Here is a 20,432-nt window from a genome sequence, read left to right as displayed (position 1 = left end):
GGTGAACTAAGTACATAAATTCTATATTCCCTACAATATCATCAGAATTTCCTGATCCATTGAACCCAATGATGAAGACTGCTAACTAAACATAATAATAAGGTGTCGATTAATATTCAACCAGCTATCAGAATATGCTAGCGCTGTTTGAGGAGCTATGACCGTCCAGTACGCCAGGAAGCACCGGTCTACCTGAACAGGATCGCCAGTGGCAGTATCGGAAAAGCGGAGAAACTGTCGCTGACCGATCTTTTTTTGACTGATGGAATAGTACTCCGGGAGTATCGTTCCGAATGAGTTCAGACACAGAAATCGATCTGGAGTATATCAGACGACATCGCGAAGAGATCGACCATCCCCTTTTCCAGCTGTTCATGCGGTTCGGCCACGGCACTCGTCGGTGGTTTATCGTGGGCATCCTAGCGAGTATCTGTTCGCGGTTCCTCTCACTGGTTCCGCCAGTGATCCTTGGCGTGGCAATCGACTCGATCTTCCGAGACGACACGGCCTTCGAGTTGCCATTCGTCCCCGCGTCGTGGCTGCCGGACACCACAATGGAACAGTTCTGGTTTGCAATCGCAGCTATGGGAATCGCAATGGTCGGCCAAGCAGTATTGATTTTCGTTAGGGCATCATCCCTAAACCTCTTTTCTCATCGCGTGAAACACGAGGCCAGGACGGCCACCTACAAGCAAATGCAACGCCTCGACATGGACTTCTTTAACGAAGTGCAGACGGGCGAGCTGATCTCCATCCTCTCCAACGACACAAACCGGCTCGAACAGTTCCTCGACTCCATGATGGGCGAAGCAATCCAGCTGGCTGTCCTCATGGGCGGCACCGCCGTGATCCTACTGTGGATGAACAAACAACTCGCGGCCGTCACATTGCTCGTTATCCCACTGTCGGCAGTATTCACCTACTGGTACATGAGACTTGCCGAAGAACGATATACAGACATCAGGGAGTCCGTCGGCGAACTCAACAGCCGCCTTGAGAACAATCTTAATGGCATTCAGGTTATCAAGGCCTCAGTCACAGAGGACTATGAGGATCAGCGCGTCGAGGATCACTCCTACAAGTACTTTCGCCTAGACTGGCTCGCGTTGCGCCTGAGTTTTATTTACCGGCCAGGGCTCAGGGTACTCACTTCGCTGTCGTTCATTACGACGTTTATCGTCGGCGGGGTCTGGATCCTTGACGGCCCGCCAGGACCGCTGACGGGCGATCTCACGGTCGGATCACTCGTGACGTTTCTCCTGTTGACTCAGCGACTAGTCAATCCACTCGCCCAGATGGGAAACATCGTCGAACGCTACGAGGACGCCAAGGCGTCGACGAAGCGAATTCTTGGACTGATGAGCCTTCCAGTCCACATCCTGGACGCCCCCGATGCCGTCGAACTCGAGGACGCTGAGGGCGACGTGAAGTACGATGATGTCACTTTCGGCTACGGCAAAGAGATAGTGCTTGAGGATATCGACATCGATGTCGAACCGGGCGAGACCGTTGGACTCGTCGGACCGACCGGCGCTGGTAAGACGACCGTCGTCAAGCTTCTCCTGCGCCTCTACGATGTCGACGAGGGAACCATCCACATTGACGATCTGGACATCCGTGATGTGACGCTGTCGAGTCTACGGGGAGCGATGGGCTACGTTGGACAGGACAACTTCCTGTTCGACGGTACCGTCGAGGAGAACATCAAGTATGGGCAGTTCGATGCCGACCGCGAGGCAGTCATCGAAGCATGCAAACGTGCTGAGGCTCATGAGTTTATCGCCAATCTGCCGGAGGGCTATGACACCGACATTGGTGAGCGCGGGGTCAAACTCTCGGGTGGCCAGCGTCAACGCATCGCCATCGCGCGGACTATCCTCCAGCGACCGGCAATTATGATCTTCGACGAAGCTACCTCGGCGGTCGACACGGAGACAGAGATGCTGATTCAGCGCTCGATCAACGAACTCGCGGCCGACCGCACCACATTTATCATCGCCCACCGTCTCTCCACCGTTCGGGAAGCCGATACCATTCTCGTTGTTGAAGACGGACGTATTGTCGAGCGCGGCACGCATCAGGAGCTCCTTGAGAACAACGGTTTATATGCGAATCTCTGGCGGGTGCAGGCCGGCGAGATCGAGAGCCTTCCTGAAGAGTTCGTCGAACAGGCAAGCGAGCGCGTGGCCCAGCAAGCACTCGACGCATCCGACGAGGACTGATGCAACGAGCCGGATACGTCTGGACTGGTCTGATGTCCCTGTCAAATTCGCGGGTAGGTGAGTATCTTCAGTTTGATTGGGATCAATCTGATTGATGGGCACGTTTATATTACGATCGATCTCAACAAACGGATATGGTAATTACCGACATTGAACATGATATCCGATCCAGTACTATGACTGAGTCGTTGCGCAGTCGGAGTTTCGGTCGTGATTGCGTGACCTTCCGCTGAATGCCAAACTCGTCGCGAAGGTATTAGATGTTGACGCGCCGCTTGATCAAGCACAACTCGCAGAGGAAACGTTCTTACCGAATCGAACCGTCTGATATGCACTGAAACAGCTCCAAGACGCGAACCTCGTCTCGGCGCAGGTGAAGATACACGACGCCCGCAAACAGGTCTACGAACTGCATCCACCCCACTGAACCAACATTTTATTCCGCCTTCAGGTGGAAGAGGCTGTCAAACCAGCCCAGTGCTGATGTTCGATACGATCGTGGATATCGCGGGCTGTCGCGAGCGCAGCTAATCCGGGATGATCAATGTCGAGGTCTGAATAGACGAGCGATGCAAACAGGTCATCATGCACTAGTGATGTCGAGCGCTGTTGGAGATACGCTTGGTGGTCGACTGCCAACTGGTCGAGGTGATCCCGTGTCGTCGTCAGACGTCTACTACACTCAGAGAATGTGTCCGTCCCTCGTTCAACCATTGCTAATTCCTCACTGATCAGGGCAAGCGACCCATGAAGATCCTCTAATTGCTCTTGTTCCTCTTTTAATATCTGGTTTGTCTGCTGACGGGTTTCGATAGCGGTTGTACTTTCAATGCAAAGTTGAGTCAGTAATTGGGGAGACCACGTTGCTGACCCACCTGTGACGCCGGCAACAATACCTGCACCGAACTCGTTTGCCATACTCTCATAAACGGTGTCCTCACCGTATGCGTCCATCCAGTGGTCAACAGATAAGACGGTCTCACGATACGCACACTCAATTATATCCTGGGGTGGTTCTGACAAGTGAAACCACGAACAGATCGTGGTTTTGAGCGACCCACCATTAGCATGAGAGAGATGGACTGGAATGTCGTTGAGTCGTTCACAAAACCGTTCGAATGCATCGATTTCGGCCTGAATGCGAGACTGTTCGTCAGTGAGGCGGCTCTGCGCTGGCGACAGTGACGTCCAGTCAGCTAGATGGTTGGTACTATTTACCATGGCTAGTCAATCGCCTATCTCCGCTCGAACCACTATACTTTACCGGTCGGATATCTCATCCCGTCAACAAGGAACGTCGTTTCGGAGAGAAATCGTGTTTCTCGGCCAGCAAGCCAAGAAACGCGGCCGTCGGGGCTTTTCTTAGATGCTCCGAGATAGGAACGCCAAGAGCAGTGTCTATCGTCCAGCCGAATTTAGGTCGGTGCGGCGGGTTTTCGGAGGCACGACGGATTGCTGATATGGCGACGACCGAAAACGTGGCGATTCGTCCCCACGTGTAGAACAGCAGCGTTGGGTTGGCAGCCGCAATCCAGTTCGCTGCAAGCGTACCGCAGTATCCGCATGCAGATTACATCCCAGAACCGCTACTCTTCGAGTTCGACCGAAGCGAAACCCCCCTTCGGGACGATCTATTGATCGACCCGGTCGACCCGACAAGTGGCGTGTTGGAGGTGCCTCAGGAGCCTGGACTCGGAATCTCCGTAGATGAGGACGCCGTCAAACAGTACCGAATCGATTAAGTCGGTACTCAAATACGCTTTGAGTTACATTATCAACTATGGATCCCGTTCTCAATAATGGAATGGTATACGCGGTCATTGGTGCCGTCGTCTGGGGATACTTCCTCTTTCTTTACAAATATCAGTTCGACCGGGTGCCGTCGACCGTTTTTATGACATTCATGTTTGTCTCGCCGGCGGCCTGGTACATGCTTGTCGCGGAGGTGAAAGGGATGCCAGTTACACTACCCGCACGACATTCCAGTACTGATTGGCTGTTCGTACTCAGTACTATCGCCTTCCTGGCTGCCGGACTACTCATCCTGTTTCATTCCATCAAGATCGGGCAAGTGTCATACGTCGCACCGATCAGTAAAATCACGCCTACTTGTTCTTCCGTTCGAAATCGTTCTGCTCAACGAGTAATTGACGTTTGTTCAGATATTTGGCGTAGGACTGGCACTTTGGCAGTATATGTCGCGAATTATCAGGGTGGGAAACTAACGATGTCGGTTTTGAAAGCGACCACGTATCGACCCGCACAGTTGGCACTCCTAAGTGCGTTTGTCTTAGCGATTTTGAACGTTGCACAGTGAGTCGTTCTTCAGGAGTTGGCGTTCCCGACGACGACGTGGGTCATACTCAAACTCGGGGGAACGCCGGTTCTACTGTCACCGCTGGCGATTCGTGATTGGCGTTCCGAATTTCGCGGCGATCTTCTGAAACTTTTCCTGGCGGGTACAATCTTGATTGTGGGTGAACACTTCATCGCACTTGCTTTTGCACGGATTCCAGCTAGTATTGCGTCGCCAATTCTTAGTATGCAAGCCATCATCGCGGTTCTGTTGGGAGGAATTATTCTAAACGAAGAGAAACTTCAAACCCGTCTCACTGCCGCCGCTATCGCCGTATCTGGGGTGCGTTTATCGCAATTTGAACCACTTCGTGATCGTGTTACTTGAGACATAACACGGCATGAACTCGTACGAGAGACCCCTATTCGTAGTCCACACCCACCTCCGTGAGGACGGAACGAAACGCCTCGGCCGCCGTCTGAAATCCTTCAGAACCACTCATCCCCGTGCTTGGGCCCGCATATTGAAGATGAGGTTCAAGAGAGGCAAACCCGTCGAATCCCCGTGCGTCAAGCACGCGAATCAAGTCGTCGAACCGGCCGTCGCCTTCACCGGCGGGTCGTATCTCACCACGTTCGTCCATCTCGGCATCCTTGACGTGGAGATACTCGACATATTCGGCGAGGAGTACAAATGCGTACGGATAGGCCTTGACCCCGATTTCGACGAAGTTCGCAGGATCAAACGCAGCACGGAGACTAGAGGAATTCACAGTTGTGAGAACGTCTCGACATCGTTCGGCGGTGTCGCCGTATATATCCTTCTCATTCTCATGGATGAGTGTCACGTTTTCTTCCTCTGCACGCTTTGCTTTCCAGCGCATTCGATCCATAACTTCCCCTCGGTATTTCGAGGGGTCGTCGCCCTCCGGGATGTAGTAGGAGAAGATTCGGATATACTCTACATCGAAGAACGCCGCGACCTTGATGGCGCGCTCAAAACGTGCTTTGTGGGGCTCGAAATCATCTGTGATACCGATTTTACCAATGGGTGAGCCGATGGAAGAGATAGCGATGCCGCGGTCGTCTATCATATCTCGAATACGTTCGAGGGAATTATCATCTAAATCAAGGACGTTGGTATCGTAAACACCGCGGAGATCAAAATAGCCGATATCGAGGTCTTCAAAAACGTCTAGCTGCGTTTCCAAGTTCGGATCGATCTCGTCCGCAAATCCGGAGAGAACGAAGGTACTGCCATCGCTGGTCGTTGTATTTTGTGTATGGTTTGTTGTCATGTTCGACGCTCGTGTGGATGGTCGTAATCATGTTAATGGTTTCGGCATCGGGGAAATAACCGGTATTCTTTTGACAAGGTCGCGAGTCGTTTCGAACCGAATGACGGAGAATTATCGTATCGCTATCGCCGGTATCGGAGCGGTAGCGGAGATGCATGCGGAATCCATAACTGACTTGTCGAACGCTAAACTAGTTGGGGGCTCTTGCCGGACAATCGAAAAGGGCCGCGCGTTCGCCGATGAGTTCGACTGCACGCATTATACCGACACTAAGACGATGTTGGAAGAGATGGATCCCGACGTGCTCATCGTCTGCACACCGAGCGGTGCCCATCTCGAACCTACGCTTGCTGCAGCGGATCACGGCGTCCACGTCCTCTGTGAGAAACCCCTTGAGATAACGACCGAACGTATCGACGAAATGATTGAAGCTTGTGAAGCGGCAGGCGTTCGGCTTGGAGGCGTCTTCCCACAACGGTATAACCCCGTGGTCGAGACGATGCACGACGCAGCAGAGTCAGGTCGATTCGGTCGGCTTGCGGTTGCGAATGCGTACGTGCCGTGGTGGCGTCCAGATGATTACTATGAGGGGTCGTGGCAGGGAACCGTGGAACTCGACGGCGGTGGCGCGATTATGAACCAGTCCATCCACAGCGTGGATGCTATCCAGTGGCTCGCCAGTGCAACGATGGATCTCGACGAGGACGTCAACCCGGTTGCCGAGGTGTTTGCCTACACGGACACGCTTGCGCACAATAGCGATCTTATGGAAGTCGAAGATACCGCAGCCACTGTATTTCGGTTCCGAAACAAGACGCTCGGCCAACTTCTCGGTACGACCTCGATGTATCCAGGGTCGCTCAAACGCATCCATCTGGCAGGTCGTAACGGCACCGCGGAAATCCTCGAAGATGAGCTCGTAACGTGGCAGTTTCGCGAGGAGCACTCGAATGACACAGCGGTTCGTGAGGGATTCACCGAGATGGCCAGTGGCGGGGGTGCGTCTGACCCGATGTCCATTGACTACGAATACCACCGCCGAAATATCGCGGCCTACCTTGACGCGCTAGCGAACGAGGAGCCGTTCATGCTCGACGGACAGGAGGCACGCAAAGCCGTCGAGATTATCGAGGCTGTTTATGCCTCGGCCGACCGTGGGAAGCCGGTTCGACTCGGATAGAATTTCACTCAGCAGGATACAGATCTGGTGCTGTGACGTGTACTGTAGACGTGGACGGTTTGATCAACAGTACGAGGTGGGCCTTCCCGACAAGGAAGCACGCGAGAAAATCTTCAAAGGACGATTGCAGCGCTCCCAATCGATCTTGATCAGCAGGATCTTGAGACCGATGATGTCGTTGCGTATGCTGAACTTGCCGAACAGATCCTCGGTCAGCAGATCGTTTATCTCGAGTATTCTGGCACCCTCGGCGATCCAGCAGTTGTGGCTGCCGCACGAGATGCACTCTCATCAGCACAGCTCTTCTATGGGGGCGAGATTCACGACTATGATTCGGCCTACGAGATGGCAAGTGTCGCAGACACGGTCATCGTCGGCGATGTGCTCCATGAAGCCGGCATCGAGGCGGTCGAAGCAACCGTTCGCGGAGCAAGGGATGCGAAGCACGACTCATAATCCTGTGCCCTCCAATCGAAGTGGTGATTGTGTCAATCGGGAGTGTGTGCCTACAGGCAATCGTTTGCAGGTTAGTATAATATACTAACCAAGATCCCCCACCGATTTAACGCCGTTCAGACACGATCACTTGACATGAGCGAGAATGCCGCAATCGTCGCTCGGATAATCGAGCATAATACGGGCGGGCAAAACCGTGCGACAATTGATTGCGACCACATTGGTGTGACTGCAACCCAACATGGTCGCTTTGACGGCGATATTGATGATTCAATAGCCGAGGCCCTTGATGAAGGATACATCGAAGAGCAGGACGGTGAGTACGTGGCGACTGAGAAAGTCTGGGATCTCGTTCCTGGTACGACTCGCTAACTCGTCGTCCGGTCTGACAGCGTTTTTAGCTCTTCCTGCCTCGCACTCTTTCTTCAACCTTCTCGTTAGCATATAATGCTAACAAATACATCTGAATTAAAAAACTCACTTCAATCCATTTAGTAACGTACGTAAAACTTATCTAGTGTTGTGTAATACCGTATTCTAGAAACAACGCCTGCACTAAAACGCGAGTGATCCCTCTATGATACCACCACTAACCGCTGACACAGATGATCACGAATCGCACAGTCGACGGGCGTTTCTCGCGACAACCGCTAGTCTCGGTCTTGCGTCACTGTCCGGGTGTGTACGGCAGTGGAATCGGAGCTGTTGATACTGGATCGAACAGCACCAATAGCACGAATTCAACAAGTGGCATGCCGTCAGGACTCGATCCGACAAAGTACGCCGACCAGTTCAAACACCGAGTCAACATCGTAAAGAAAGGCGCAGACAACAGTGGAAAGCAAGCGATTGATGATGTCCTCGACCGTGTGATCGACAACGATACACTCGTTTACTTTCCACCTGGTCGGTATAAGCTCAATACGAACCATCGCCACGTTGGACTCCGTAATCTCGGGATCATCGGACAGAACGCGGTCCTCACGCACGGACGTGTGGACGCGATCGAGGGATTCGATGTCACCAAGGGCGAGTATCACGGCCCTGCTCAGCATTTCAAAATCGGAGTGCCTGATACGCCACATCAGGGCAAGTTCGTGTTCGGTGGGTTCACAGCTGATTGGCGCGGGGAGAACGAAGGGATGCAAATTCTGAATCATCACACAGCCGGGACATCGGTGATTCAGAACATCCGGCAAGTCGGGATGCACTCACTGGGATGCCAGGGACCATTTCGACTGAATCCAGCGACTGAGAATGCGTTCGTTCGGGCCCAAAATATCGATATTCGACATGGTGGACTCACCTACCAGAAAACGATCAACACGCGAGATACCTACGACGGTGGGCCGTATGCCGGTCGATCGTGGGCGACATCGGGGATTACGATGCATCCACGCACGCAGGGGAAGCTCCGCTTAGAACGGGTTATCTGTGGTGGATGGCCCGACAATGGGATCTACGTGATTGGTGGCCATCCCGGCACAGGAGACGGTACCGTCGAAGTGATAAACTGCATTGCAGGCAATTCACACGCCTCAAACATCCGGATTGGCGGGACGGACTCAAAGATCATCGGGTGTAAGGTCATCATCGATCAGTCGTTCGGAAACGAGTTCTATTACGAGCAGCGTCCCATTCGGATCGATGATGGTTCCTGTGCGGTCAAGAATACCCAGATCATCCAGAAGAAGCCGACTGGATGGAGTCTCACTATCCTTCATGGGGTGCAGAAAGCGTTGATTGAGAACGTCTCGATAACAATCCACGAGTCGCCGACGAAAGCACTCGTGGTTGATGATGCAGCAAGCAATGTTACGGTTCGTAATCTACGGGTTCAAACCCCTGGTTGGCAGGCGACAGAGAACATTCTCTTTCGGGGGTCGGGCGATGTGATGGAGAATATCACTGTTGATGGGGAGCCGGTTTGATCCTCGAGATCAGATTTTTCTGATATCGCGGAGGACACCCCAGACACAAATAAGCGAAATCAGAAACGCCGCTGGTTTTGCCCAGCCTTCGGGAAGGTACATCGAAAGATAGTACCAGAATCCGATGAAGGAGAGACCGAACGCGATGAATGGGGCTCCAAATGCGAACAGAATTGCAGATACTCCTCTCCCGAGGGTACCCATCGTTACGCCCTCCAGTTTGCGACCGCAGCAGTACCAAGGATGATGATGAATGATCCGATTCCCTTGATACCAAATACATAGCAAACAAGGAGCGCCAGGAGAATTGCGCCCCAGAAGCGTACTTTTCGACTGTGCTTGATCGCATCAATGAATGTGGTTTTGAGGGCAGTCATGAGTTTGTGTCTTGGTCGTCTTCGGTGTTTTCGCGTGGGTCAGTAAGGAGGTGGTACAGTGCGGATTTGGCGTGGATGTTTTCGATGTAGCCCGCTGCTTCCAGCACTTCTAATCGCTGATGGATGTATTGCCGCGTATAGCCTGTTTCGTCGACCAGATATGATTGCGTTCGGTCTCCCTCGTGAAACAGGTCGAGTATTTGCTTGTCAACATCCTTTAGTCGAACCATCGGCTGCAATTCGTAGCGTATCATACGTAAGTGTTGTCTGTCATTGCCCTTTTGTAGTTTACGGACAGTCAAATACGAAAAGACACTACCGTCCGTAAACTATTTATTTCTATTTCTAGTTGAGTAGGATGGAATATGGTTCCCTCAAGAAACCACGAGCAGAGCGATAGAGGCGCATCAGAAACAGCATCTAGTGACTCCGTTTCACAGACGATTGCAGGGACGGTTGACGCTGGTGTAGAGTTGGTAGACACGATGGCCGTGCGTGCCGGTCGAGCAATCGGCGTCACGGACGAGACGGTTGCAACAGCGATTCCAAAGGCATACAGTGTCGCGCTCACATCAGGCCTCGTTATCGGTCGTGTCGCCGCCCAATCGAGTGGAAGCGTGAACGTCTGCAATCAATCCGAATTCATTGGTCAAGCACTCCCGTTCTTTCTCACCGCTGGCGGGACGTTCCTCGTTGGCGCGTACGCACTGAGCCAACTCATCGGTGGGGGCGGCCAGGCACTCACGATGTCGAGCGGGAAACAAGGCACGTTCAAGCAGATGCAGATGAGAGGCCACAAGGGCTTCATCAGCGCTCTCGTTGGTCTCTCGATGCTTGGCATTATGATGGGCTGGATGGCCTTCCCGGTCGATACCAGCTGTCTGCCCGGTGTCTAAGGAGGAATGCATGCACGCCAACACCCGACGAGTGTTGGTTGTCAGTCTCGCCATCATCCTCCTCATTCCGATGCTGATTACCTCGGCGACCGCCGCCACCCCCCACTCGTCGCACCCGATGTTTCAAGCTACTCCGCCCAACGGATCTGCAGCCAATAATTCGACAACAACGACGCTAGCCAACGGCTCGCATGCGCCGGGCAGTGGCTCGTCCGGGAGTGGTGGCTTCGGTGGGTTCATGCCTGATATTCCGGGGCCGAGAGAGACCGCGAAAATCGCGGTCAATTTCCTCGCTGGCACGTGGCTTGTTGAGCAAATCACGACGGCAATCGAGGAATTCATCAACGCCTTTACCGGCTTTATCGTCGGAACGCCATTCCCGACAAATGATGGCTATCTCGGTATCCTCGGCTATCCGGTTGAGAACCAGAACCCCAATTGGAACGACATCTTCTGGCAGCTTTACGTTCCATTCGTTGGCTCGACCTCGATGGTCCTGCTGGTGTTGAATCACTGGTTTTCTGCGATCAAGGTCACCGCACCCGGTATTGGACGAGATCTTGATGGAGGTGACTTGCTGATTAAGACGACAGCTGGCGGGATGTTCATCGGCCTCTGGTGGCAGATTGGGACAGCAATCGCCCGGCTGAACAATGCCTTTGCAACCACACTCGCCCCAAGTGGAGCAGAGATGGCTACGACGTTGAATGGATTGGCCAAGCTCGCCTCTGGAGGGATACTCACTATCATCTTGACCCAAGGCGCGAGTCTCTCCGAGATATTTGCCTTGGCGATCATGTTCGGTACGCGCCACGCATTGCTCATCCTCTATCAGGTGTGCATGCCCATTCTGGTGATCATGGCGCTCACAGCACCGGCTGAGTGGATACGTGGGTTCTTCGCCCGATTGGCGTGGCACTATCTCACGCTGCTCATCCTCGTCTTCCCGGCGGCCTTCCTTCTCCGACTTGGGTTGATTATTGACTTCGATTTCGGATTTGGAGTCCTCGGCGACATGCTCGTCGGAATGGGCTTTCTCGGGGGTGCGATCCTGTCGATCGCGATCCTCGGTTGGACGTCGATCGCAACGCGGCGCTATGCAGGGAAGATGAGCAAAGCGGCCGGGAACAGTCGTCCTACGAAAGAGGGTATGGAGAAATCCTACGAGCGTGCCAAAGAGCGCAAAGAATCCACCACCAATTGGCTCCACAATCGACGCCAAAATCTCCGAGCCATTCGGTCAGATGGCGGCACAGACGATTCCTCACCTGAACCAAGAAAATCGCCCGTAACACGGCAGGGATCACAGCCCGAAATGGCGCCCTCACGTCCGAACGAAAGTATGCGAAAGCGTCGGAACGAAGGCGGATGGCGGTTGTCCGGAAGGAAGGGCTATACCGATGACTGACAGCCAGTACCGACTTTCAACCACGGAGGACGGGACTTGTCCTCCCACTCGCAGTCAAGCAGTGTCGTTCTTGAGCGGCACTGTGCTGCGGTGATCCACTACACACCTAGATCACATATGCCAGATTCACCTGGAGCAGAAGTCCTCGATCAAATGGCCAGCGGACGGGACGTCTTCGGCCGGTGGGACATGAACGAACTCGTTCGTGCCATCTACCCGGCACTCGGGATCTTGGTCCTCACGCCATTCCTCCCGAAGCGGCTCCAAATCGCGGGCATTCTCCTAACACTCGTCGCGTTGGCGGGTGCAGGAGTTGTGCTCGCTGTCGAACCGGCGTACCTCACAGCAGGTGAGTTCGTCGCTCAACGGACAAAATGGCTCACCCGGCAATCGGTGAAGCTCCATTCCCGTCAGAACCGCCGCTAACCCACAGTATCGACCGCTAACTAACATCCAAAACCCAAACCAATGAGTCAGAACGCCCAACCCGCAAACGAGCATCCGACCGCACAGAAACTCTTCCAAACAGTCCCTCTCGTCCGTCGATTCGTGACGAGTACCAGCGGCCAATCCACCCAAGAGTGGGTTCCCGTGAACCGACCACTTCCGGCACACAACGCCGTGGAATTGGCAGACCGTTCAGTTGTTGCCGCGATCCGCGTCGACCCAGCGAACATGAGTACGAAAACGGCATCCCAGTGGGAAGACCGCATCAAGCAGCTGGATGAAGCCCTCTCAACAACCGTCGATTTCGAGATTGAGCAGTACAGCACGCTTCGCTCACTCGATAAGCAGAGCTATCGCGAGGATTATCACGAAATGGCGGCTGAACGGCCTGACGGAAAAGACCTCACGGGAATGGATCGCCTGCAACGTCGCCTGCTCGATGAACGAGTGGAGATTATCGACGACGACCACGAGAGTGTGCTTGTTCGCGAGCATTACATCCTCGTGAAGGTCATGCCGGTCGAACTCTCCGAATCGTGGGACGATGCTGCTGGATTGTTCGGGAGTGCAACGAACCTCCCGCTCATCGGCGATCAGATCAAGGCCCGTCGGATGAACAACTACGGCGATGACCTCGAGCAGCTCCGTACGGACTTAACTGCTCGGCTAAACAAGCGAGTTGACAGCGTCGTTCAGGCACTCGGAAGCGTCGATGGTATCACCGGGACGCCGATCTCACTTGTCGAGTTCACACGGTTGCTTCGCTCCTACTACCGAGCGGACAATGCAGCCACGATTCCCGATGAGACGATTCGGGCACTGATCCATGACTCGCCGGTTGTGGGCGGGAATGCCGATGTAGATGCAGATTACGAGGTTGATGTGCAGACAAAGGACAGCGATCCACTCGCCGAGAACTATCGGTCATTTCTCGCTCCCGAGTCGGTTCGATATGATGATCAGCGCTATCTTGTCCTAGACGAGGAGACCTACGTCCTTGGAATGTGGGTCGAGAATTGGCCGGAGAACCCTGATATTGGCATGTTTCGTGACGTGTTGAACACACCCGGCGTGCATATTACGCTCTCAACCCATGCGCTTGGGATCTCAAAATCCGATGCCCGGCAACAGTCCCAGAAAAACAAGATCAAACACAGGAGCGACTACGAGAAGAAAGAGCAAGAAGGCCACTGGGGAGCCGAGTCAGCCTATCGCAAGTGGCAAGCAGCTTCTGACATCGAGGATTCCCTGACTGAGTCTGGGTCGGGGCTGTTCATGACATCGACGTACGTGAGCCTTCGCGCCAACTCCGAAGAGCAGCTGCTCGATGCGGCGAAGACGATGAAACAGCGCTTCAAAGAGCAACCCGCTCGGTGCGAGGTCGTGCCTGCCCACTTCCAGCAGGAGGAGATGACCCACTCGGCTGCACCGCTCGTCTACGATTCGATGAATAAGGCCACGCCGATGCTTGGACGGGCGTTGGCAAAGCAGATGCCCTACACGTCGAACAACATCTACGAGCCATCGGGAATTGAGGTCGGCATCCATCACGATCGGGACGAGCCCACGATTGTCGATCCGTACCTTCGGGGAATGGGCTACAATATGATGGTGTTCGGCAAGATCGGAAGCGGGAAATCGACGACATCGAAGAAGATCCTCACCCAACTCAAAGAACGCAACCCCGAGATGAACGTCGTGCTCATCGACCCACTCGAAGGGCTTGCAGGCCCGTCGAAGCTCTTCGATGCTGAGCAGATCGTCGTGGGCGGTGAGACGGGCCTCAATCCACTCGAAATCAAAGAGACACCCGAGGAGAAGCTATCGGTCGTGGGACGTACGACGCCGTTCAGTGAGGCGATGGAGCGCTTCATGAGTTTCGTCGAGATATTCTACGACCTCGAAGACCGAGAACTCGAAGCGGAGAAAAAGAACGTCTGGGAGAAAGCCGGACGCCGTGCCTATAACGAGAAGGGAATCACGAAGGATCCGAGCACGCACGGCAACGACTCACCAACGCTTCGCGACGTGATTCAGGAGATCGCTCACATTGCTGGGGTGGGTGACAACCCCGAGATTCACCAGATGGGGGACCTCCTCGACGCTGATTTGAGTGAAACGGACGTCCCACTGCGAACGCGCGAAGCGGCCGAACGGGTGCTCTCCGAGGACATTGAAGCGTTCCGCACGCGCTATCGGCACTTCACAAAGGAAACTGGCTTCGACTTGAACGCCGATGGCGGGAGTTTCTACCTCGATCTGCAACTCAAGGAAGGGAAAGGCGAAACGGGGCTGATGCTCGGGTTGCTCCTCACGTCGGTCTACGAGATGGCCAAAGAAAGCGACGACCCGACGATGATTCTGATTGACGAAGCGCAGTATCTCACTAAGCACGCGGACAACCTGACGTTCCTTGAGCAGGTTGTACGCCACTCCCGGCATTATAACCTCTCGCTGCTCTTTAGCACCCAGTCAATCAGCGAGTTCTACGCGAAAGACGACGAGGGGACGAGTGCGCTCAAATCGCAGGCAGAGGTCATCTTCAACAACTCCTCGATGATGTGCTTTCATCACTTGGACGATATGACCCCCGAGTTCGGGAGTGAAATCGGGCTCAACGCCGAGGAAGCAACCTTCGTCAACAGTGCTCTGCCGGGCGACAAGGACCGTGGGTATTCGGAAATGCTACTTGCTGTAGACGAGGATGGAACGCGGGAGTGCTACCCGCAACGGGTTGAGATGAGCATGGATGTAAATCCGGTCGAGTTCTCGATCGTCGATTACGAACCAAGTGACCACGGCAACTGGCATGAGTACTTACAGCGCCAGCTTGGCGATCGCTTCGATGATGGGCAGCAAACCAGTGATGAGTCGGAGAGTGAGACGACGGCAAAGCGTTCGGTAATGGCGGTTGACGGAGGTGAGCGGGAATGAACCTCCTATTCCAGGCTGTCGAGATGGTAGTGGCCGCGTTTCATACACTCGCGAGTGTCCCACTCATCCAGCAGTTCTCAACGTTCCTCGCCGAGCGGCTGTTCGCGGTCTTCTTCACGAACAGATTCGTGCCGGCGTTCCTGGGCTACTCAGCACCAGAACTCAGCGCGCTACTCGGTGACATCGTCGCGTCGTATCTCGCGATCATCGGTGTGCTAATCGGAGCCTCAAAACTCATTCCGGGGGCAGGCCGATGAGTCGCTTGAGTCGGTCAGCCGAGTACAGTGCCGCACAACTCGGTATAGAGTCCAACAACCAAGCTAGTGATGAGCTCATTCGCGTTCGGCCGTTCAAAGACGACGGCGGGATAGACACTGCGATCGAGTGGTTCGAATCCGTCCATCCCTCCCACTCAGATCTGAGTGGGAAGCGAAGCGTGCCCCGTGCAGCCGAGATCGTCTACGACGGTGAGCAGATCAGCTTCCGCTACCTGCCGTGCAGCGACGATTTCCACTGGTTCCTCACCCGACTTCGGCACAAGTATCCTGATTCGGACGTTCGGAGGGAAGAGGCCGACCTCATACACATCGATGAGGGGGATTACGTCGCCGGTGGTGAGTGGACGCTCCGAAAGCACCGATGGTGGCCAATACGTCGCCGCGACCTCGAAGGCTTCCGCGAAGACGACCCATACGAGACTGTCCTCGGCGATATCGTGGATGATGCCGTGAAAGCAGGCGGTGCGACCGGTCGAGAGTCAGTACGGAGTGTCATCCAAGTCATGTTTCGCCCGACGACGCGGAATTGGCAGACAGGACGGCTTCTGACGACGAATCTCACCGAACTCTACTACCATTTGAACGGTGTCTACACGATTCACAACCTCGCCGAAACCAAGCGCGAGAAAGAAACAGCCGATGCCACAGAGATCGGAAACGTCCTCGATCGACGTGCGAAAGAGAAGGCGTTTGATGTGATGATTCGCCACCTCTCGGTCGGTGACGACAAGAAAGCAGTCAAGCACCATGCTGAGGCGGTTGGTGCCTCCTTCGCGAGCTACTACAACTCAAAGACCGAGCAGGCGTTCATCGTCGAGCCAAGTAGTTCGCCGAATACGCTCGCCGAAACGATGGCCCGCCGGGAGTGGTCCGGGGAAAAGATGCTGCTCACGTCACTCGAGATCGCCCCAATTGTGCACCTGCCGCCAGCAGATATCTCGATCGCCCAGCTCGATCGTCGCCAGACCAAACGTGGCGAAGAGGTGCCGGTCGGGTCCCACGAGCACAGCGGGTACATCACGGGGGAGAAAGATGTTTAACCGACTCTTCGGGAGTGGTGAAGACGATTCGGCGGATGAATCAGCGGAGAAGGAAGCCGAGGAGAACGAATCCATCTCAACGACGATCACAAACGAACCGTACGGGTTCACCCAAACAGGTGCAGAGTACGCGGCGGATGGAATGACCGAAACGATCACTGAGACCGAAGAGCAGGGACCGGTGGCAGGCCCAGAGATCCGCGAATTGCTCGAACGCGCTCGCGATCATCCAGACATGCCACTGTGGTTGGGCTACAATGACAGCGCCCAGCAGGGCTTTGATCCAGCACCAGTGGAGTTCAATCAGCTCTTTCAGCATCTCTGGGTTGTCGGCACCACTGGCGCGGGGAAAACGACCGAGATGCTGAACTGGATGGTGCAGCTCGCGTGGGCAGGCTACGGGTTCATCTACTTCGACCCCAAGGCCGAGGACAGCAAAGAACTCCTCCAGAAGCTCCCCGAGTATCGGCATGACGACGTGATCTGGATCGAACCGGGTGACGACGATCACGATCGAAGTATCGGGATCAACTTCCTCGAAGTGCCGGACTGTGAGAGCGAAATAGAGCTTGAACAGCACGTTACCGACCGTATTCAGGTGCTCAAGGCCGTTCTGTCGGGCGACGACTACTGGGGACCGCGGATGAACGCCATTGTTGAGTCGATGGCACGGGCGATGATGCAGGCGAATCACGAGATCGAGGATCGAGACGAGCAGTACTGTGTGCTCGATATGTACTTCGTCCTCCTGAACGCCCAACGGCGTGAGGACTTCGCCGAGGAGATTGACGATCCGTGGGTCGGTGAGTTCGTCTCCGAAATCGCCGAAATGGATGACGACGCTGTCCGACCCGTGATAACCCGGCTGAAGCCGTGGGTCGAGAGTCCCGTCACCCGCCGAATCGCGGGGTGTCGTGCGAGTACGATCGACTTTCGGGACATCCTCGATGACGAAAAGATCGTCATCGTTCGCACGGCGGTTTCCGACGATGATATCAAGCAACTTGTGACACTCGGGACGCTTCGCCCGCTGTGGAATGCGATTCAGAACCGTTCAATCGAAGGCGCAGAGAAAACACCGTTCTTCGCGATCCTCGACGAAGCCGATCGCGTCCTCCACAAGAACCTTGACGTCGATGACATGCTGGCACGCGCCCGCTCGATGCGCCTCTCGGTCACCTTAGCCTGCCAGTATCCGACGCAACTCAAAGAGTCAGGCGTGCTCAAGCCAGTCAAAAACAACTGCAACACGGGTGTATTCTTCCGCGTGCTGGACGACGAAGACGCCCGCCCACTCACACGGAGATTGAGTGACTGTGATATCGAGGATTTCACTGAACTCGAAAACCATCGGATCTGGTCCCGCATCCCGCTGGACGGCGGTACCCGGTTCTCTGGTGCGCTCAAGCTCAAGACGTTCGCGCCGTATCCGAACATCCGCGATGAAGACGAAGCGGAGGAGATTATCACTGAAAGTCTGGAGCGGTTCGCGGCCCCACCACTCACGGACGACGAGATGATGCGCCAGCTCAAGTTTGGCGGGATGAACGAGAGTGTCACGCCGGAGAAAGCGAGTGCTAAGACACTCGATACAGCTAACGACGAACGATCGCGTGATGCAGCACTGAAAGCCATCTACGACGAGAGCATCCGACAGGGACAACCGGGTGCGTTCATCCCGATTGAGGCATGTCTCGATCGGCTCACCGACTATCTCCCCGCGAGGGGTGGGGTTGAGACCGCCGAACGTGCGTGGCGGCATGTGCTCAAGGACATCCCCGAAGCCTATCTTGAGTATCGCGAAGAAAGCGGCCAAAGCCAAGTGAAGGTGCGCTCTCGGAGCTTCATGAACGTCGGCGATAGCGAGAATGACGGCGGGGCGGAACACTGGGCACCGATGGCTGATGCCTATGTCCCACTGACGCAGCTTGGCTTCATCTTCGAAATTCCAGATCAGACGGGCAACGCAATGCCGGACGGTCTCGCACGGGTTGATGAGATGCTTGCAATCGACGACACCGACGATCCCGAAGAGATCACTGCTAAAGTGACCACCTATCGGGACAATCACGCCCTCCTGAATCGCCTTGCGGGAGCGAAGGACGTCTATATTGAGAGTGAACACACGACCGGCAGCACCCAACCCTCACAGACGGTGAAAAATCTCGCCCAAGCCCACAACGCCGGGCATCGCTGTCTGTTCTTTGCCCGAGAGGACGTCGCCGAGAATGTGTATGAGACGGTCGCAAACACGCCGTTCTGTTGTCGGAGCAATCACCCGGTGGATGACGAACGGCGGTTCTACACCAGCACTCAGATGCTTACGATTGACGGCGAGACGATGACCCGACCTGGAAGTCGGGAGAACGTCTGGGTACATGATGAGCAGACGGACGAATACGTGCTACGCGACAGTGAGGGCACCGTTCATGCACGCTTCGAGTCGGCAGCCGACATCTTCACCGACGCGAGTGCGTACCCGAGCGGTGGCGAGCGGAATATCAAGCCGCCGATGATCCCCGAGTACGAAATGGATGGCGACCTTGATGCGGTCGAGTGGGACGTGATCGTGGTTCCGCCAGAGACACAAACACCGATGGATATCCGACTGTATGAAGGCGAGACACAGACACCGTTAACCGATCTGGTGAACGATGTATCCAGCTATCAGCTGGAATCGAACGGAGGAGGTACCGATGAATCAGTCACAGGTGATGAGAGGGACGAGCATGAGACAGGCACCGAAGACGACGTGGACACCGAGCGAGAGGAAGATACAGCACCGACTACCGAGAACTTGAGCAGTGAATGCGATACGAACAGAGACGAGGAGGAAAGTATCGAGTCAAACAGTGGATTTGGCGTATTACGATAGTTTCGTGTCGGCCTCTGCGAGGATCTGTTGTACTTGTTTTTGCGTTTCGTCGTCTTGTGCTCCGGAGATGACTTCGAGGATATCGATGATAACCTGCCGCCGCTGGCGAGTTTCCGCTTCGAGGTCTTCGATACGATTTTCAAGCGCGGTTACCCGTGTGGCAGTCTGTGCGGTTTCTGGTGGTGAGAGCACGTCGTCATGGTCCTCGATGAATGCCACTCCGTCGTCGGTGAGCTGCCACACGCGAGCACGTGAACCACCTTGCCCAGTGTAGGTGCGATCTGGTTGTTGCTCAATGAGATTCCAGCGGGTGAGCAGCTTGAGATGATGGTCGATACTTCCGGTGGGAACGTCGGCCCGTTGTCGGAGTGTTGATGTATCCAATGTGGCCTCGTCGGCCCGGTTGAGTGTGGCGAGCATTTTCCGGCGCTGGTCGCCCAGCTTGTCTCGCATCTCTTCAGGGGTTGGTGTGGAGTTGTCAGAGTCCATAGTATGCCTATACCCAGCACTATTGAGGTAGTACGCCTTCAATATTAGGGCACTATACAGCTGTATCAAGAACTCCCGATAGCTGTGCATGAAGCGGTGAACAACACCAAAAAATAACGCCATGGGGCTATCCCACAGTTCTATCAGAAACTGGAAATGTGTGTGCGCGACTCAACGCGGAGCGAGGACGCCCCCGAGAAGAGCGGGAAATTCTGGCGGGCACCAGAGAGCAAATGACGAGTGTAACAGCAGCAAGGGGCACCCCAACTTATCACGAAAGTGATGGTGGGAGATATGACGTGAACA

At 54.7% G+C, this 20,432-nt stretch carries 18 protein-coding genes and 3 pseudogenes; 16 read left to right on the top strand and 5 right to left on the bottom strand.

Annotated features, from left to right (window positions below):
• Positions 1-293: 293 nt before the first annotated feature.
• Together LIX15_RS26250 and LIX15_RS26245 are read left to right on the top strand one after the other, a co-directional pair.
• Positions 294-2,222, top strand: a complete 1,929-nt coding sequence (locus LIX15_RS26250; RefSeq protein WP_227777846.1) for an ABC transporter ATP-binding protein — start codon at positions 294-296, stop codon at positions 2,220-2,222.
• A 214-nt stretch (positions 2,223-2,436) separates the two neighbouring features.
• Positions 2,437-2,649: pseudogene (locus LIX15_RS26245) on the top strand (ArsR family transcriptional regulator); the annotation flags it as partial.
• 20 nt (positions 2,650-2,669) lie between these two features.
• Here LIX15_RS26245 and LIX15_RS33830 read toward each other — a convergent pair.
• Positions 2,670-3,443: a DUF7260 family protein gene (locus tag LIX15_RS33830; RefSeq protein WP_345412920.1), complete on the bottom strand. Its 774-nt coding sequence runs from the start codon at positions 3,441-3,443 to the stop codon at positions 2,670-2,672.
• 167 nt (positions 3,444-3,610) lie between these two features.
• Here LIX15_RS33830 and LIX15_RS26235 point away from each other — a divergent pair.
• The 3 genes and pseudogenes from LIX15_RS26235 to LIX15_RS26225 form a co-directional block, all read left to right on the top strand.
• Positions 3,611-3,964 (top strand): annotated as a pseudogene (locus LIX15_RS26235) (enolase C-terminal domain-like protein); the annotation flags it as partial.
• 38 nt (positions 3,965-4,002) lie between these two features.
• A complete protein-coding gene (locus tag LIX15_RS26230; protein WP_227777844.1) occupies positions 4,003-4,539 on the top strand; it encodes an EamA family transporter in 537 nt (178 codons plus the stop codon).
• 15 nt (positions 4,540-4,554) lie between these two features.
• Positions 4,555-4,905 (top strand): EamA family transporter, encoded by a 351-nt coding sequence (locus LIX15_RS26225; RefSeq protein WP_227777843.1) that lies wholly within the window; start codon positions 4,555-4,557, stop codon positions 4,903-4,905.
• A gap of 34 nt (positions 4,906-4,939) precedes the next feature.
• Here the strand turns inward: LIX15_RS26225 and LIX15_RS26220 are convergent, their stop codons facing one another.
• A complete protein-coding gene (locus LIX15_RS26220; RefSeq protein WP_227777842.1) occupies positions 4,940-5,815 on the bottom strand; it encodes a sugar phosphate isomerase/epimerase family protein in 876 nt (291 codons plus the stop codon).
• 100 nt (positions 5,816-5,915) lie between these two features.
• Here LIX15_RS26220 and LIX15_RS26215 point away from each other — a divergent pair, with 100 nt between their 5' ends.
• From LIX15_RS26215 to LIX15_RS26200, 4 genes and pseudogenes are all read left to right on the top strand, one after another.
• Positions 5,916-6,995, top strand: coding sequence for a Gfo/Idh/MocA family protein (locus LIX15_RS26215; RefSeq protein WP_227777841.1), 1,080 nt, complete (start codon positions 5,916-5,918; stop codon positions 6,993-6,995).
• 156 nt (positions 6,996-7,151) lie between these two features.
• Positions 7,152-7,451: pseudogene (locus LIX15_RS26210) on the top strand (geranylgeranylglyceryl/heptaprenylglyceryl phosphate synthase); the annotation flags it as partial.
• Positions 7,452-7,586: 135 nt separating this feature from the next.
• Positions 7,587-7,823: a hypothetical protein gene (locus LIX15_RS26205; RefSeq protein WP_227777840.1), complete on the top strand. Its 237-nt coding sequence runs from the start codon at positions 7,587-7,589 to the stop codon at positions 7,821-7,823.
• 380 nt (positions 7,824-8,203) lie between these two features.
• The gene (locus LIX15_RS26200; protein WP_227777839.1) at positions 8,204-9,382 is read left to right on the top strand and encodes a hypothetical protein; all 1,179 of its coding nucleotides are present in this window, start codon (positions 8,204-8,206) and stop codon (positions 9,380-9,382) included.
• Positions 9,383-9,391: 9 nt separating this feature from the next.
• Here LIX15_RS26200 and LIX15_RS26195 read toward each other — a convergent pair whose 3' ends face one another.
• Together LIX15_RS26195 and LIX15_RS26190 are read right to left on the bottom strand one after the other, a co-directional pair.
• Complete coding sequence (locus LIX15_RS26195) at positions 9,392-9,586, bottom strand: hypothetical protein (protein WP_227777838.1); 195 nt, start codon at positions 9,584-9,586, stop codon at positions 9,392-9,394.
• 169 nt (positions 9,587-9,755) lie between these two features.
• Positions 9,756-9,989 (bottom strand): winged helix-turn-helix domain-containing protein, encoded by a 234-nt coding sequence (locus LIX15_RS26190; protein ID WP_227777837.1) that lies wholly within the window; start codon positions 9,987-9,989, stop codon positions 9,756-9,758.
• Positions 9,990-10,124: 135 nt separating this feature from the next.
• Between LIX15_RS26190 and LIX15_RS26185 the strand changes: the two genes are divergently transcribed.
• The 7 genes from LIX15_RS26185 to LIX15_RS26155 all read left to right on the top strand — a co-directional run bounded on the left by LIX15_RS26185 (position 10,125) and on the right by LIX15_RS26155 (position 19,637).
• Complete coding sequence (locus LIX15_RS26185) at positions 10,125-10,655, top strand: hypothetical protein (protein ID WP_227777836.1); 531 nt, start codon at positions 10,125-10,127, stop codon at positions 10,653-10,655.
• Positions 10,656-10,665: 10 nt separating this feature from the next.
• Positions 10,666-12,063, top strand: a complete 1,398-nt coding sequence (locus tag LIX15_RS26180; RefSeq protein ID WP_227778092.1) for a TrbL/VirB6 family protein — start codon at positions 10,666-10,668, stop codon at positions 12,061-12,063.
• 117 nt (positions 12,064-12,180) lie between these two features.
• Positions 12,181-12,489 carry a PrgI-related protein gene (locus LIX15_RS26175; RefSeq protein ID WP_227778091.1) on the top strand — a complete coding sequence of 103 codons (309 nt, stop codon included), beginning with the start codon at positions 12,181-12,183 and terminating at the stop codon, positions 12,487-12,489.
• A 42-nt stretch (positions 12,490-12,531) separates the two neighbouring features.
• On the top strand, positions 12,532-15,444 hold the full coding sequence (locus LIX15_RS26170; protein WP_227778090.1) for a VirB4 family type IV secretion system protein: 2,913 nt from the start codon (positions 12,532-12,534) through the stop codon (positions 15,442-15,444).
• Positions 15,441-15,701 (top strand): hypothetical protein, encoded by a 261-nt coding sequence (locus LIX15_RS26165; protein ID WP_227778089.1) that lies wholly within the window; start codon positions 15,441-15,443, stop codon positions 15,699-15,701. The genes LIX15_RS26170 and LIX15_RS26165 overlap by 4 nt, the downstream gene beginning before the upstream one ends.
• The gene (locus LIX15_RS26160; RefSeq protein ID WP_227778088.1) at positions 15,698-16,762 is read left to right on the top strand and encodes a DUF8128 domain-containing protein; all 1,065 of its coding nucleotides are present in this window, start codon (positions 15,698-15,700) and stop codon (positions 16,760-16,762) included. The genes LIX15_RS26165 and LIX15_RS26160 overlap by 4 nt, the downstream gene beginning before the upstream one ends.
• The gene (locus tag LIX15_RS26155) at positions 16,755-19,637 is read left to right on the top strand and encodes a type IV secretory system conjugative DNA transfer family protein (RefSeq protein WP_227778087.1); all 2,883 of its coding nucleotides are present in this window, start codon (positions 16,755-16,757) and stop codon (positions 19,635-19,637) included. Before LIX15_RS26160 ends, LIX15_RS26155 begins: the two co-directional genes overlap by 8 nt.
• Here the strand turns inward: LIX15_RS26155 and LIX15_RS26150 are convergent.
• Complete coding sequence (locus LIX15_RS26150) at positions 19,629-20,090, bottom strand: helix-turn-helix domain-containing protein (RefSeq protein ID WP_227778086.1); 462 nt, start codon at positions 20,088-20,090, stop codon at positions 19,629-19,631. The genes LIX15_RS26155 and LIX15_RS26150 overlap by 9 nt on opposite strands.
• Positions 20,091-20,432: the final 342 nt, after the last annotated feature.

Origin of the sequence: Haladaptatus pallidirubidus (assembly GCF_020700235.1) — an archaeon.
In the GTDB taxonomy this organism is placed as follows: Archaea; Halobacteriota; Halobacteria; order Halobacteriales; family Haladaptataceae; genus Haladaptatus; species Haladaptatus pallidirubidus.
The sequence above is the reverse complement of the archived record's forward strand: the minus strand, read 5'-3'. Positions and strand labels throughout refer to the sequence as shown.

What these genes read in the sequence shown, in the direction of transcription:
- LIX15_RS26185 (WP_227777836.1), top strand. Translation starts at nt 10,125, where the DNA reads ATGGTTCCCTCAAGAAACCACGAGCAGAGCGATAGAGGCGCATCAGAA.
- LIX15_RS26165 (WP_227778089.1), top strand. Translation starts at nt 15,441, where the DNA reads ATGAACCTCCTATTCCAGGCTGTCGAGATGGTAGTGGCCGCGTTTCAT.
- LIX15_RS26195 (WP_227777838.1), bottom strand. Translation starts at nt 9,586, where the DNA reads ATGGGTACCCTCGGGAGAGGAGTATCTGCAATTCTGTTCGCATTTGGA.
- LIX15_RS26205 (WP_227777840.1), top strand. Translation starts at nt 7,587, where the DNA reads ATGAGCGAGAATGCCGCAATCGTCGCTCGGATAATCGAGCATAATACG.
- LIX15_RS33830 (WP_345412920.1), bottom strand. Translation starts at nt 3,443, where the DNA reads ATGGTAAATAGTACCAACCATCTAGCTGACTGGACGTCACTGTCGCCA.
- LIX15_RS26150 (WP_227778086.1), bottom strand. Translation starts at nt 20,090, where the DNA reads ATGCGAGACAAGCTGGGCGACCAGCGCCGGAAAATGCTCGCCACACTC.
- LIX15_RS26160 (WP_227778088.1), top strand. Translation starts at nt 15,698, where the DNA reads ATGAGTCGCTTGAGTCGGTCAGCCGAGTACAGTGCCGCACAACTCGGT.
- LIX15_RS26175 (WP_227778091.1), top strand. Translation starts at nt 12,181, where the DNA reads ATGCCAGATTCACCTGGAGCAGAAGTCCTCGATCAAATGGCCAGCGGA.
- LIX15_RS26155 (WP_227778087.1), top strand. Translation starts at nt 16,755, where the DNA reads ATGTTTAACCGACTCTTCGGGAGTGGTGAAGACGATTCGGCGGATGAA.
- LIX15_RS26230 (WP_227777844.1), top strand. Translation starts at nt 4,003, where the DNA reads ATGGATCCCGTTCTCAATAATGGAATGGTATACGCGGTCATTGGTGCC.
- LIX15_RS26200 (WP_227777839.1), top strand. Translation starts at nt 8,204, where the DNA reads ATGCCGTCAGGACTCGATCCGACAAAGTACGCCGACCAGTTCAAACAC.
- LIX15_RS26180 (WP_227778092.1), top strand. Translation starts at nt 10,666, where the DNA reads ATGCACGCCAACACCCGACGAGTGTTGGTTGTCAGTCTCGCCATCATC.
- LIX15_RS26215 (WP_227777841.1), top strand. Translation starts at nt 5,916, where the DNA reads ATGACGGAGAATTATCGTATCGCTATCGCCGGTATCGGAGCGGTAGCG.
- LIX15_RS26190 (WP_227777837.1), bottom strand. Translation starts at nt 9,989, where the DNA reads ATGGTTCGACTAAAGGATGTTGACAAGCAAATACTCGACCTGTTTCAC.
- LIX15_RS26170 (WP_227778090.1), top strand. Translation starts at nt 12,532, where the DNA reads ATGAGTCAGAACGCCCAACCCGCAAACGAGCATCCGACCGCACAGAAA.
- LIX15_RS26220 (WP_227777842.1), bottom strand. Translation starts at nt 5,815, where the DNA reads ATGACAACAAACCATACACAAAATACAACGACCAGCGATGGCAGTACC.
- LIX15_RS26250 (WP_227777846.1), top strand. Translation starts at nt 294, where the DNA reads ATGAGTTCAGACACAGAAATCGATCTGGAGTATATCAGACGACATCGC.